At 61.1% G+C, this 14,271-nt stretch carries 10 protein-coding genes; 6 read left to right on the plus strand and 4 right to left on the minus strand.

The window, feature by feature from the left end; genetic code table 11:
- Positions 1–41 precede the first annotated feature (41 nt).
- The 3 genes from BLR63_RS08695 to BLR63_RS08705 form a co-directional block, all read right to left on the minus strand.
- On the minus strand, positions 42–962 hold the full coding sequence (locus BLR63_RS08695; RefSeq protein WP_010567974.1) for a FecR domain-containing protein: 921 nt from the start codon (positions 960–962) through the stop codon (positions 42–44).
- The gene (locus BLR63_RS08700; protein WP_010567975.1) at positions 959–1,477 is read right to left on the minus strand and encodes a sigma-70 family RNA polymerase sigma factor; all 519 of its coding nucleotides are present in this window, start codon (positions 1,475–1,477) and stop codon (positions 959–961) included. Before BLR63_RS08700 ends, BLR63_RS08695 begins: the two co-directional genes overlap by 4 nt.
- Before the next feature lie 165 nt (positions 1,478–1,642).
- Positions 1,643–3,094 carry a cyclic nucleotide-binding domain-containing protein gene (locus BLR63_RS08705; RefSeq protein ID WP_010567976.1) on the minus strand — a complete coding sequence of 484 codons (1,452 nt, stop codon included), beginning with the start codon at positions 3,092–3,094 and terminating at the stop codon, positions 1,643–1,645.
- Between the two features lie 35 nt (positions 3,095–3,129).
- Between BLR63_RS08705 and BLR63_RS32110 the strand changes: the two genes are divergently transcribed.
- Positions 3,130–3,255: a hypothetical protein gene (locus BLR63_RS32110; protein WP_258170931.1), complete on the plus strand. Its 126-nt coding sequence runs from the start codon at positions 3,130–3,132 to the stop codon at positions 3,253–3,255.
- A 4-nt stretch (positions 3,256–3,259) separates the two neighbouring features.
- Here BLR63_RS32110 and BLR63_RS08710 read toward each other — a convergent pair whose 3' ends face one another.
- Positions 3,260–4,126 (minus strand): pirin family protein, encoded by an 867-nt coding sequence (locus tag BLR63_RS08710; RefSeq protein ID WP_010567977.1) that lies wholly within the window; start codon positions 4,124–4,126, stop codon positions 3,260–3,262.
- Between the two features lie 218 nt (positions 4,127–4,344).
- On the opposite strand from BLR63_RS08710, the gene BLR63_RS08715 reads away from it, so the two are divergent.
- From BLR63_RS08715 to BLR63_RS32315, 5 genes are all read left to right on the plus strand, one after another.
- On the plus strand, positions 4,345–5,451 hold the full coding sequence (locus BLR63_RS08715) for an efflux RND transporter periplasmic adaptor subunit (RefSeq protein WP_010567978.1): 1,107 nt from the start codon (positions 4,345–4,347) through the stop codon (positions 5,449–5,451).
- Positions 5,452–5,453: 2 nt separating this feature from the next.
- Positions 5,454–8,537, plus strand: coding sequence for an efflux RND transporter permease subunit (locus BLR63_RS08720; RefSeq protein ID WP_010567979.1), 3,084 nt, complete (start codon positions 5,454–5,456; stop codon positions 8,535–8,537).
- Between the two features lie 110 nt (positions 8,538–8,647).
- Entirely contained in the window at positions 8,648–13,471 is a 4,824-nt protein-coding gene (locus BLR63_RS08725) for an RHS repeat-associated core domain-containing protein (protein WP_083365941.1), read from the plus strand.
- A gap of 2 nt (positions 13,472–13,473) precedes the next feature.
- Positions 13,474–13,821 (plus strand): hypothetical protein, encoded by a 348-nt coding sequence (locus tag BLR63_RS08730; RefSeq protein WP_042947946.1) that lies wholly within the window; start codon positions 13,474–13,476, stop codon positions 13,819–13,821.
- A gap of 142 nt (positions 13,822–13,963) precedes the next feature.
- Positions 13,964–14,203 (plus strand): hypothetical protein, encoded by a 240-nt coding sequence (locus BLR63_RS32315; protein ID WP_237716558.1) that lies wholly within the window; start codon positions 13,964–13,966, stop codon positions 14,201–14,203.
- Positions 14,204–14,271 lie beyond the last annotated feature (68 nt).

Below are 14,271 nucleotides of genomic sequence, written 5' to 3' on the forward strand. Positions count from 1 at the left end.
GAGCCCGCACACCATGGCAAACCTGCCAGCCACAAAAATCCTCAAGCCTGGGATTTGCGCAACGTCACCCAATACCGCGTCCGCGCCTGCACCTCCAATCCCAGCGTCGAGGCCAGCAACTGGAGGATACGGTCGGTGTCATCCAGACGAAAACTGCCGGTGACCCGCAACGTCTCCAGGCTTGAATCCCAGCGCAACACCCCCGGTCGATAGCGCTCCAGCTCGCGTAAAAAGTCGCCCAATGCCTGGTTCTGCGCGGTCAGCACACCGTCGCGCCAGCCCGGTTGCAGCACATCGAACGCCCGCCAGCCACCGAGTCCACCGGCGTTCAACCGGGCTTGCTGGCCACCGTGCAGCGTCGCGGTTTGCCCGCTCAGGTCACGCACCTGCACCGCCCCCGTGAGCACCGACACCAGGCAGCCGGAGGCCAGTTGCCGCACGCACACGTCGGCCTGGCCGACCCGCAGTTCGCCGTAGCGGGTGCTTACCGTCATCGCCGCCGCGCCCGGAACGTTCAGGGCCAATTCACCGTCGACCAACCGGATGCGCCGTTGCGCCAGGTCCACGTCCACCGCCGTGGCCGTGTTCAGTTGCAGGCTGGCGCCATCAGCCAACGGCAGACGTTTGCGCTCGCCGGTGGCGGTGTGCAGGTCGGCTCGCCAAGTGTCGATGGGCAACTGGCGGCCGACCAACCAGGCAGCCGGCACCAGTGCGGCCAGCCCCAGCGCACACTTGAGCACGGCGCGGCGTGCCGGCTGCGGGCGGTCGAGACTGGCCATCGCCAGGGCCTGGGGCACGTCACTGAAACGCTGGCGCAGGGTTTGTGCGCGTTGCCAGGTCTGTTCGTGCTGGGGATGGCTGTCGCGCCAGTGCTGCAACGCCGCGTGATCGCGCTCGGTGGCCGCGCCGGACTCCAACAGGGTCAACCACTGCGCAGCGGCACGCGCGATGTCGCGGTTCACAGGTCCACCAGCAGGCAATGCTCATAGGCCTGGGCCATGTAGCGCTTCACGGTGCGTTCGCAAACGTCCAGGCGCTCGGCGATCTCCCGATAACCCAGGCCGTCCAATTGGCTCCACAGAAAAGCGCGGCGTACCAACACCGGCAAGCCATCGAGCAACTCATCCAGGGCTTGCAGGGTTTCCAGCACCTGCCAGCGCTGTTCGGGCGACGGCACACTGGCTTCGGGCAAGGTCGCCAGGGCATTCAGATAGGCCTGCTCAAGGCTGCGCCGCTGATGAAAGTTCACCAGCAAACGCTTGCCGACCGTCACCAGATACGCGCGGGGTTCCTGCATCTGCGCGATCGGCTGCGCACTGGCCAGCACACGCAAAAACGTGTCCTGGCTCAGGTCTGCCGCATCCCAGGCATTGCCCAGGCGCCGCCGCAGCCAGCTTTCCAGCCAGCCACGGTGGTCGCGGTACAGGCTGGAAAGCGTCGGTTCGGGGGCGTGCGTCGGGACAACAGCATCATTCATGGCAACCACCTGCACGGCGCGATTGAGTCTCAAATGAGATTCATTCTATTTAATATCGTGCAGGGACACCATGATCTTTTCAACGTTGTGTTTACAGCCTGGTCGCTTCGCAGGTAGCGCGTCGATAAACCCTTGCTTGTGCCCCCTGTTCCGGCAGGCGCGCGATCAAATCCCGTGGCCGCGCTTGCGCAGCCACTGAAGGAAGCCCTTCTTCACCGGTACCACAGGCGCGTCCTGGGTCAAGGCCTGGGCGGCGTGAAGGCGGAAATCCAACAGCGACTTCATGGCTTCGCTGATGTCGTGGCGCGCGTCCAGGCACGGCTTCAAGTATTCCTTCTCGATGCGGTACAGCACGCAGAAGGTCTTGGCGCAAAAGTCCGCCAGCGCCGCGTCGTCGGACAGAATCCCCGCCTCGCCGATCACCTCCCCCGGCCCCATGCGCCCTGCCTCGATTTTGCGACCGTCCTTGGTCAGCATCACCGACACCACCCCGGATTCGACGATAAACAGATGGTCGCTGACCTCCCCCGCCGGTAGGATCACCTCGCCGGCGCGATAGGTGTGCAGGGTCATGTGCTGGCTGAAGGTGTCTTTCTCTTCCTGGCGCAGGGTGGAAAAAATCGTCGAGCGCTCCAGCAACGCTCGCGCGGCGGACATGGCTGGCGGCGCGCCGCTCTCGGTGGCGGACAGCAAACGCACGCCAGCGGCCTGCAAGTGCCGGAACGCCAGATCGTACAGCTGGTTGCGCACCTCGCGCTTGAGGGGCATGGCCGGCACGAAGCCGCTGATTTCATACTCGACCCCCTCACTGGAGGAAGTCTTGAACGCCACGCTGGGCGCGGGTTTGGCCAGCAGCGGCCGGCAGCCCTGCATCGCGCGCTCCAGCGCTTCGATCACGGTTTGCGGGCGCACATGGGGGCTGACCTGCAGGCTGACCGTCAGGCCGAACATATCCGCCGGGCGCGAGAAGTTGACGATCTTGGCCTTGGCCGCCAGGGAGTTGGGAATCACCGCCAGGCTGCCCTGGGAGGTTTGCAGGCGCGTGGCGCGCCAGTCGATGTCCGTCACCCGGCCTTCGGTGCCGTCGATGCAGATCCAGTCATCGATTTGATAAGGCTTGGTGGTGTTGAGGACGATCCCGGAAAACACATCGCTCAGGGTGCTTTGCAAGGCCAGGCCGACAATGATCGCCACCGCGCCGGAGGTGGCAAGAACCCCCTTGACCGGCAAGTCGAGCACATAGGCCATGGCAGCGATGATCGCAATCAGGAAAATCACCGCGCCCATCAAATCCTGCAACAACCGACCGGTATGCCCGACCCGCTGCATCATTATCGTGCCGAGCAATACCGTGAGCGTGCGCGCCGCGAACAGCCACCAGCCGATCTGCAACGCCGTGGCGGCCAGGTGCAAGGCGGTGTCGTTGGTATACGGCGCAATTTGCATGGGGTTCATGCCGTCGTTGAACAACACGGCACTGAACACTGCAAAGATCGCCAACCGCGCCGCCAGCTTCCAGTTGGCAAGGTTGGCGGAGATAAGACGCCACACGGCAATGTCGATAAAAATCAGCGCCACGGCGCACAGCATCGGGTGATCAGCGATAAATGGGGGCATCCAGACGACTCCAGGGCGAATGACGGGAAGATCGCATGAAATCGAAACACTGGAAACAAATTGTAAACGCTGGCTTGCCGGCGATGCAGACGCCGCTGTGTATCCGTTACACCGCGCCGATGCTCTCGCTGGAAAGCCAGTTCCTACGGGGTTTGCGGTGAGCTGTCAGTCATGCATCCGCCCAAACTGCCCCGACTGGAAATCGGCAAACGCCTGATGAATCTCCTGCTCGGTGTTCATCACAAATGGCCCATGGCCCACGATCGGTTCATCGATGGGTTCGCCACTGAGCAACAGCACCTTGGCGTCATCGCTGGATTCCAGGGTGAGTTGGCTGCCATCACGCTCGAATAGCGCCAGTTGCCCTGGACGGGCGACGTCTTCGCCGTTGACCCGCACCGTACCGCGCAGGATCACCAGGGCGGTATTGCGCCCTGCGTGCAGGTCCAGGGTCACGGGCTTGCCGGCATTGAGGCGCAAGTCCCATACGTCGATCGGCGTAAAGGTACGGGCCGGCCCTTGGGTACCGGCGAACTCCCCGGCGATGAGGCGCAGGTGTCCGGCGCCGTTGGCCAGCGCCAGCACGGGGATGTCGCCGTCGACGATGGTCTGGTAACCCGCGTCGGCCATTTTGTCCTTGGCCGGCAGGTTGACCCACAGTTGCACCATCTCCAACACCCCGCCGCTGCGGGCAAAGGCTTGAGAATGGAATTCCTCGTGAAGAATGCCCTTGGCGGCAGTCATCCATTGCACATCGCCCGGGCCGATCGTGCCGCCAGCGCCGGTGGAGTCACGGTGTTCGACTTCGCCGTCATAGACGATGGTCACGGTTTCAAAGCCGCGATGAGGATGCTGGCCGACGCCGCGACGTTGCTCGGTCGGGGTGAAATCGGCCGGCCCGGCGTGGTCCAGGAGCAGGAATGGGCTGATGTGTTTGCCCATCGAGTCGTAGGAAAACAGCGTGCGCACCGGGAAACCATCGCCGACCCAGTGGGCGCGGGGGCTGGTGTAGATACCGATCAGTTTTTTCATGGTGGTCCTCCAAAGTGCATACACCTTAAAACTCGCAGCAATTTGGCGCTAGACGGCTAAAACACATTTGATCGTCCCACTGATGGAACGACATCCACCTTTCTAGACCGTTTACCCGGCGGATGATCAAGGACTGGATTTAATTATATTTCGACCATAATATTGTCAAAAAATTACGAGCGTAATTTTTACTCGATGATCATCCCCTGGAGCCCGCCATGCTTACTCTCCGCCTGCGCCTTTTCACGCCCCTGGCCCTGTTGATCGTCCTCAGTGGCTGCAACAGCAAGGCCGACAGCACCGCCGAAGCGCCCCAGCCGCGCCCGGTACTCGCCGCCAAGGTCGAAGCTGCGGGCACCCGGCAAAGTGCCTATACCGGCGTGGTGGCAGCGCGTACGGAAAGCGACCTGGGCTTCCGTGTCGGCGGCAAGGTCATCGAACGCAAGGTCGACCCCGGCCAGCATGTTTCCCGTGGCGACACTTTGCTGGTGCTGGACATCGGCGACTTCGAGCTGGCCCTGCGTTCGGCGAAAAACCGCGTCAACGCCGCCCAGGCGCAGTTGCGTCAGCGCCGCGACGATGCCGAGCGCTACCAGCGCCTGGCCAGTACCGGCGCCGTTTCGCGGCAGATCTTCGACCAGTCCGCCACCCAGCTGCGCGTGGCCGAAGCCGAACTGGCCGCGGCGCAATCCGACGCCAGCCAGATCGAAAACCGCCGCACCTACTCCGTGCTCAAGGCCGATGGCGACGGCATCATCACTGACGTACGCGTGGATCGCGGCCAAGTGGTGGCCGAAGGGCAAATCGTCGCGCGCCTGGCCCATGACGGTGCCCGCGAAGCCCTGGTCAACTTGCCGGAAAACCAGCGCGACCAAGCCGCGCAAAAAGCCCTGGCCTTCACCTTCGGCGCCCCGGACCAGGCGGTGACGGCCACGTTGCGCGAACTGTCCGCAAGTGCCGACCCCACCACCCGTACCTACCGCGCCCGTTATGTGCTGCACGGCGCCGTCGACCGCTTCGCCCTCGGTTCGACCATCACCCTGCGCCTGCAGGGCAACGGTCAGGCCCAGCAAACCCGGGTGCCCATCGGCGCCCTGCACGACACCGGACAAGGCGCCGGCGTGTGGCTGATCGGTGCGGACGATAAGGTCAGCTTCGCCCCGGTCAAAGTCGCCAGCCTCGGCCAGGAAGACGCGCTGCTCGACAGCGGCGTGAGCCCCGGCCAGACCATCGTCGCCCTCGGCGCGCACCTGCTGCACAGCGGTGAGGCGGTACGTCTGTCGCCCGCGCAAGTGCTGGCTCTCAACCGTCAACAGGACCACTGAACATGCGCGGCCTCAACCTCTCCGAACTGGCGGTCAAGCACCGCGCGGTCACGTTGTTCCTGATTATCGCGATCCTCGCCGCCGGGATTTTCTCGTTCGGCAAACTGGGGCGCGCCGAAGACCCCTCGTTTACGGTCAAGGTCATGACCATCACCGCCGCCTGGCCCGGAGCTACCGCCCAGGAAATGCAGGAGCAAGTGGCCGACCGCCTGGAGAAACGCCTGCAGGAACTGGACTACTACGACCGCGTCGAGACCATTGCCCAGCCGGGTTTCGTGTCCATGCGCATGACCTTCAAGGAGTCCACGCGCCCCGGCGAAATCCAGGATCTGTTCTACCAGACCCGCAAAAAGCTCAGCGATGAGGCGGCGAAGCTCCCCAAAGGCGTCATCGGGCCATTTTTCAACGACGAATATTCCGATGTGTACTTCGCGCTGTACGCCCTGGAAGCCGAGCACCTGCCCCATCGCCAGCAGGTGCAGATGGCCGAAGACTTGCGTCAGGGCCTCCTCGACCTGCCAGGCGTGAAGAAGGTCAACATCCTTGGCGAACAGGCACAGCGGATCTTTGTCGAGTTCTCCTACGAACGCCTGGCGACCCTGGGCATCAAGCCCGGTCAGATCTTCGCCGCCCTCGCCGCGCAAAACGCCGTGGCGCCTTCGGGCTTTGTGGAAACCGCCGGGGCCCGCGCCTATATCCGTATCGACGGCGCCTTCGACAGCCTGGGGTTGATTGAAAACGTGCCGCTGGAAGCCAACGGCCGTGTGCTGCGCATCGCCGATGTGGCCAGCGTCAGCCGTGGCTATGAAGACCCGCCCAGCTACCGCATCCGCCACCAGGGCGACCCGGCGCTGATGCTCGGGGTCATCATGGAGAAGCATTGGAACGGCCTGGAACTGGACAAAAGCCTCAAGGCCCAGGAGGCCAGAATCCAGGCGGACCTGCCCTTGGGGGTGAACTTCGCCAAAGTCTCCGACCAGGCGAAAAACATCAGCCTGGCGGTGAATGAATTCATGCTCAAATTCTTCGTCGCTCTCGCGGTGGTCATGCTGATCAGCCTGTTGGCCCTGGGCTTTCGCGTGGGGTTGGTGGTGGCGGCGGCGGTGCCGCTGACCTTGTCGATAGTGTTTGTGATCATGCTGCTCACCGGCCGCGAGTTCGACCGCATCACCCTGGGCGCGTTGATCATTTCCCTGGGCCTGTTGGTGGACGATGCAATCATCGCCATCGAAATGATGGTGGTGAAACTCGAAGAAGGCTTCGACCGGATTCACGCCGCCACCTTCGCCTGGCATTCCACGGCCGCGCCGATGCTCACCGGGACGCTGGTGACGATCATCGGCTTTCTGCCGGTGGGGTTCGCCCGCTCCGGCGCCGGGGAATATGCCGGCAATATTTTCTGGATCGTCGGTTTTGCCCTGATCTCATCCTGGCTGGTGGCGGTGGTGTTCACTCCGTATCTGGGGGTGAAGCTGCTGCCGCCCATCAAGCCGGTACCCGGCGGCCACGACGCGATTTACGCCGGCCGCTATTACCAAGCCCTGCGCAGCCTGGTGCAAGCCTGCGTGCGTCGACGCTGGCGGGTGACCGGGCTGGTGGTCGCCGCGTTTGTACTGTGTGTGGTGGGCATGGGCGTGGTGAAGAAGCAGTTCTTCCCCAACTCCGACCGTTCCGAGTTGATTCTCGAGGTGTATATGCCGCCCGGCAGCGCCTTCAAAAGCACCGAAGCGGTGGCCGCGCAACTGGAACAGGCGCTGTTGCAGGAACCTCAGACCCAACTGGTCGACACCTATGTGGGCGGCGGTGCGCCACGCTTTTTCCTGTCGCTGAACCCCGAAATGCCAGACCCGGCGTTCGCCAAGCTGATCGTGCAAACCCCGGACTCCCATGCTCGCGATGCGTTGAAGCAGCGCATGCGTGAACGCATTGCCGCTGGCGAGTTTCCGGCGGCGCGGGTACGGGTGACACAACTGCTGTTCGGCCCGCCCGTGCCGTTCCCGGTGGTGTTCCGGGTTTCCGGGCCAGATGTGGATGTGTTGCGCGGGCTGTCCGAAGCGGTGCGCAAAGTCGTCGCCGCCAACACGCTGACCAAGGATGCCTTCCTCGATTGGGGCGAGCGCGCCAGCGGCTATCGCCTGGTACTGGATCAGGATCGCCTGCGCCTGCTGGGTTTCACCCCCGACGAGGTCAAATCCCAGCTCAACGCCTTGCTCAGCGGCAACCCGATCACGGAAGTGCGCGAAGGCAACCGCACGGTCTCCGTGGTCGCCCGCGCCCAGGGCAACCAGCGCGAGAACCTCGGCAACCTCAGCAACATGACCCTGACCAACAGCGCCGGCGCGTCGGTGCCATTGGCCCAGGTCGGGCAGTTCCAGGCGGTAATGGAAGAACCGATCCTCAAGCGCCGCAACCGCGCGACCACCGTGGAAGTGCGCGCCGACATCATTGACGGCGTGCAACCGCCCGATGTGGAAATGGCCGTGTTCAAAGACCTGCAACCGCTGATCGCCAAGCTGCCCGCCGGCTATCGGATCGACATCGGCGGCCCGGTGGAAGAAAGCGCCAAGGCCAACGTCGCCCTGGCGGCGCTGTTCCCGATCATGATCCTGCTGACGCTCACGGTGATCATGTTCCAGGTACGCTCGTTCGGCGTGATGTTAATGGTCTTCGCCACCGCGCCCCTGGGCTTGATCGGCGCGGTGCCGACATTGTTGCTGTTCAATCAGCCCTTCGGGTTTAACGCGATTCTGGGCTTGATCGGCATTGGCGGAATCTTGATGCGCAACACGCTGATCTTTACCGACCAGATTCGCCAGAACCAGGAACACGGCATGGCGATTCACGAAGCGATCATCGAAGCCACCGTGCGCCGTGCGCGGCCGGTGATCCTCACCGCACTGGCGGCGGCGCTGGCGTTCATTCCGCTGACGTTGTCGGTGTTCTGGTCGTCCCTGGCCTACGTGCTGATTGGCGGGGTGTTGGTGGGGACGCTACTGACCCTGCTGTTTTTGCCCGCGCTATGCAGCTTGGTGCTGGGGCGGGAGAAGACAAAGGTTGTCGAAACGTCCCACATAACTGCCGGATAAGCTCTACTCACCGCGTCTGAAAACCTCTCCAAAGTCTCTCGCCTGACCAACCAGCGCGAGGGACCGCTGATGCATTTCTCCACCCATGCCCCGGTCAACGGGGCTGCCTCTTGATTCCGCCCATCGCCAGCTTTGTCCTGGCCCCCATGAATGCCCAGGCGCCGGACGCTGAAAGCGTCTTTCATGATTTCAGGGCGTGCCTCAACACGTTTGACCAGTGGGCCTCGAGCTTCTGGAGCGTTTCGGCGCTGGAGGTCGAGCAGGTATTCAAGGTCGGGGATGAGGTGGCGCTGGTCGCGCCGGCTTCCTCCACGACACCCAGCAGCACCGTGGCCACGTGCAAGGCCCAGGGTTCGTTGACCCTGGTGCATCTGTTCGAAAGCTCGCAATTTGTGCCCATCGGCAATACGCCGGTGATGTTGCAAGCCATCGCCGCGGATGGCAGCCCGATGGGCGCGCCGATCCATCACACGATTGGCCCCAGCGGCATACTTGAAATCAAGGACTGCGCCCGCGATCAGCGCTACCAGATCACCTTTTATCCCAACGTTTGCGAAGATCACGTCAAGGCGTTGTATGCGTCCTATCAGGCGCTGATTGCGCAGTTGGAAAATCACCTGCGTGATGAATGGACACAGACGTTCAGCGCGCAATGGGACGACTTCGCAAACGCCACGCCGTTCGAGCGCAGCGCCTTGCAGGGCGTGGCGTTTGCCCACGGGATTGCCAAGGCGCTCTACAACCTGTGGGACAACATCACCCAACTGTACGAGCTGCTGGCCGACCTCAAGGCCAACAGCGAAAAGCTGCTGCAGTACCTCTCCCAGGCCGAACTCGATGAGCTGCTCAAGCTCAGCAAAGACGCGATTGCCCAGGGCCTGCTGATACTCAGCGATGAGCCGCTGCTGTTTATCTATCTATCCGCCATAGTCGGCTGGATACGGCTGCTACCGCCGCCGCAGATGTACGAACTGCTGGGCGAGATCACCGGCGAGGTGTTGATCAATCTGTTCTTGATCTGGGCCACGCGGGGCATGGGCGTGAAGATTCGCCTGGGTGCGCAGGTGTTGAGTCATGTCAAGTCGGGCCGTGCGCGCCAATGGCTGGAACGGCTCGCCGATCAGATTGTCGGGCCCAAGCTGGATGCACATGCCGAGGCGGCCAAGCCATTGCTGCTGGGTAGCGCGCCGACGCCGATCAGGAGCGTGCCGGTTGCGCCGTTGAAGGCGGGCGATCAGTTGGTTTCCAACCCGGTGCCGGCGGTGCGCAACAAGTCCCAGCGGACGACGCTGGTCAGGCAAGAGCCCGTGGACGATGCGCCGGCCTCGGCGAAAAATCCCAACGGCGATGCAGTGGCGGCGTCGGACAAGACCGTCACCCACGGCTGCCCGGTGTCGATGGTCACCGGCGAGGAACTGCTGACCCTGACCGATGGGGCGCTGGACGGGATCTTGCCGTTCGAGTGGACGCGTGTGTACCGCACCAGTGCGGTGGACGTGGATTGCGGCTTGGGCTTTGGCTGGAGTCACGCGCTGGCACAGCGGCTGTCTGTGTCAGGCGATTCGGTGGTGTGGATCGACCATGAGAATCGGACTACGGCGTTTCCGTTGCCGTCCGACTCTCGACCGGCGATCACCAACAGCCTGGCCGAAGCGGCGATCTATCTGGGCGCTTCGCCGGATGAACTGGTGCTGGCGCAGGCTTCACGCTTCTTCCACTTTCGCGACGGCGTGCTGACGGCGATCAGCGACGCGTATGACAACCGACTGCGGATTTTCCGGGATGCCCTGGGGCGCATCGAACGGCTGGATAACGGTGTGGGCCGCTCGCTGTGCTTGCGCTACGCGACGGGCCGTATCGTGGCCGTGGACTACCAGATTCAGCGCGCCAAGGGGCCTGAACCGTTCGAGTGGGTGACTGAACAAAACGTCGTTTCCTACACCTATGACGAAGCGGGTCGACTGATCTCGGCGACCAATGCCGTTGGTGAACGCGAGGTTTATCGGTACGACGAGCAGCACGTCATTCTCGAACGCGGGCTGGCCGGTGGGGCGAGTTTCTTCTGGGCGTGGGAACGCGCTGGCAAGGCGGCCAGATGTGTCCGGCATTGGGCCAGTTTTTCGCAAATGGACACGCGTTATGCCTGGGACGACAACGGTCGCGTCACGCTGCACAACGCCGATGGCAGCCAGGAAGTGTATGTCCACGATCAACGTGCGCGGCTGGTGCAGCGCGTCGACCCGGATGGCGCCACGCACTTCAAATCCTACGACGATAAAGGCCGGCTGACGGTTGAGCAGGACCCGCTCGGGGCGGTGACGGCCTATCAATACGACGAAGCCGGACGCTTGGTGGCGCTGTTTCCGGGGGACGACGAGCCGACGACCTACGAGCATGACAACGGTTTCGTACGGGTTGTGCGGCGTGGTGAAGCGGTCTGGAAGTACGAGCGCAATGACCAGGGCGACATCACGCGCAGGACCGATCCCGATGGCCATGTGACCGACTACAGCTACAACAGATATGGGCAACTGGTGGGGGTGTGGAACCCGGATCACAGTTGCCATCGGCTGGTGTGGAATGAACGCGGGCAATTGCTTGAGGAGCAGTTGCCCAATGGCGGGATCAAGCGTTATCGCTATGACGAGCTTGGCCGGCAAGTGGCGCGCGAGGATGAGCATGGTGCGCTGACCGGGTATCAGTGGGACAGCGTCGGTCGGCTGATTCGCGTCGTGTTGCCAGGCGGCGCCGAGCGCGAATACAGCTACAACCCCTACGGAAAAATCACCGCCGAACGCGATGAACGCGGCCACGTCACCCGCTACGAATACGCCGACGGCCTGCACCTGATCAGCCGCCGCATCAATGCCGATGGCACCCAGGTCAAGTATCGCTATGACAACGTCCGGTTATTGCTGACCGAGATCGAAAACGAAGTCGGCGAGACCTACACACTCGACTACCACCCCAACGGCCTGATCCAGCAGGAAACCGGCTTTGACGGCCAGCGCACCGCCTATGCCTACGACCTCAATGGCAACCTGCAGGAAAAGACCGAACACGGCGACGACGGCAGTCAGCTGGTTACCCGCTACGAGCGCGATCACACCGGCCGCCTCGTAAGAAAAACCCTGCCCGATGGCAGCACTGTGGACTATGCCTACGACCGCCAAGGCAACCTCCTCAGCGTCGACGACGGCCACTGGGCGCTGGCCTACGAATACGACCGCCAAAACCGCCTCACCGCCGAACACCAAGGCTGGGGCACCTTGCGCTATGGCTACGACGCCTGCGGCCAGCTTCAACACCTGCGCCTGCCGGACAACAACCGCCTCAGCTTCAACCACGGTAAAGGCGGCCACCTCGCCACCGTCGAACTGAATGGCGCCCTGCTGACCTCTCATCTATTCAAAGCCGGCCAGGAGCATCAACGCCAGCAAGGCCAACTGCTCAGCCATTATCACTACGACGACCAGCAACGCCTGCGCGCCCACACCGTCACCCAACAGGCCCACCCCCACTACCAACGCCAATACGACTACGACCAATCCGGCAACCTCACCCGCCTGCTCGACACCCGCAAGGGCGAACACCGCTACCACTACGACCCACTCAACCGCCTGACCCGTGCCGACCACTCCCAAGACGTCCAGGAACGTTTTGCCCACGACCCGGCCGGCAACCTGCTGATGCAAAACCGCCCCGGCCCCGACATCGTCGCTGGCAACCGCCTGACGAGCCAGGGCGATCGCTCCTACGACTACGACGCCTTCGGCAACCTGATCCGCGAGCGGCGCGGACGTGGGCATGCGTTAGTCACCGAATACCGTTATGACTGTCAGCACCGGCTGATCGGCATTACCCAGCCCAATGGCCAAACCGCCAGTTATCGCTACGACCCGTTCGGGCGGCGCATCAGCAAGACCGTTGATGAGGTAACGACGGAGTTTTTCTGGCAAGGCGACAAACTCATCGCTGAACACCATGCAGATCGCCATCGCAGCTACCTCTACGAACCGGACAGTTTCCGCCCGCTGGCACTGCTGGAAGGCTTTGGTCCAGACAAAACAACGCCCTACCACTACCAACTCGACCACCTCGGCACCCCGCAGGAACTCACCGCCGCCGACGGCGAAATCGTCTGGTCCGCCCACTACCGCGCCTACGGCGAAATCGCCCGCCTCGACAGCGGAAAAATCGACAACCCCCTGCGCTTCCAGGGCCAATACTTCGATCAAGAAAGCGGACTGCACTACAACCGCCATCGCTACTACAATCCGGACATCGGTCGCTACCTGACGCCGGATCCGGTGAAGTTGGCGGGTGGGATCAACGCGTACCAGTACGTGCCCAATCCTACGGGGTGGGTGGATCCGCTGGGGTTGAGTTCGTGTCCGGGGGCGGATGGTTGCAAGCCAACCGCTACAGCTCGAAAGCCTGCGGAAAGTGTTGATCACGGAGAGCCAGCTTTACCGCAACTGACACGAGCGGAAAGACAGGCGAGAATCGATAAGCTTGCTGAGGCTAATGCCTACAGAAGGTTGGACGAGTTAGAAAAGGCAACTCCGGGAGCACACTTCCTGGAAAAACACGGAGCACAAACAACACTCGAATCTCAACTGGAAAGGGTTAAAACAGCGAAAAACCCAACAACTGGAGCGGTAGAAGTGTATACATCAGGACCCAAAAAAGGAAAACTTAAGTACCCGCCCGCCGCAACTCACTACCTGAGCCACAAGGACCAGTTAAACTCAATATATCGAGCACAGTTAATTTTCAGGCAAAATGATCGTTTCGCATCATTGAAACCAATGGATATGGGGAAAATTATCGGCGAGGGATATTCCCGCGACGGAAAATATAGCCAGCAACGCAAGGCACGCGTAATACTGAACAAAGATGGAAAACCTAAAACCGCTTACACCGAGTTATGAATATGAAAAGAACTCCAAGCATGTCAGCAATTCGCGGCTTACTCTTCACTTATGACATTGAAAACACAGATGATCTGGAGAGAGAAAGCCTTATCTCTTCAAAAAATATAAACATTGAAGAAGAACTCATTGAGCTTTTTGACGAGCTAACCAAACCAGAATTTCTATCTTATACAAAGCCAGAGCAAGAGCGTTTCATTGAATCGATTGAGCACTATCTTGCTACTAACGACAACTTCGATGCAGCCTTTAAAACAATGGCAACTTATTTCAGCGAGCCTGTGACTGATCAGCGGGCATTTATGAGAACACTGCTGGACCGCCTGAAACAATATAGCAGCACCCATTAACAAAAGACGTGGACTCGACGGAAACGACCTCTGTGGCGAGCGAGCTTATCTGATCGCCACAACAGCTTCTCGCCAAGAAAACACCGTAAGTGTACGGCCCTACACAAGCAGAACCGGTTCAAAAGGAATTGAAAAAGAGGGCGTGATATTGGCTCAAGACAACAACAGAGTTTATCTCAAATCTGCAAAAAGCAAAGCACTGAGTCTTATAAACGCACAGGACAAATATCAAATCAACAAGAGCAAAGGCCGGGACTATATTGAGACGGACGAATCTGAATCACGATTGGTATGGATAAAAAGCCCTAGATACAACACTATGGAGCTGACCGTAAAAGAAAACTTGAAACTAAAAAATCCTAAATTTACGAAAATAGAGTAATACTAGAAAAAATAAAAAATAGTACTTACAGGCAACGAAGCACTGGATGCACTTAAAGAGTTCGAGTT

The organism is Pseudomonas extremaustralis (assembly GCF_900102035.1).
Classification (GTDB): domain Bacteria; phylum Pseudomonadota; class Gammaproteobacteria; order Pseudomonadales; family Pseudomonadaceae; genus Aquipseudomonas; species Aquipseudomonas extremaustralis.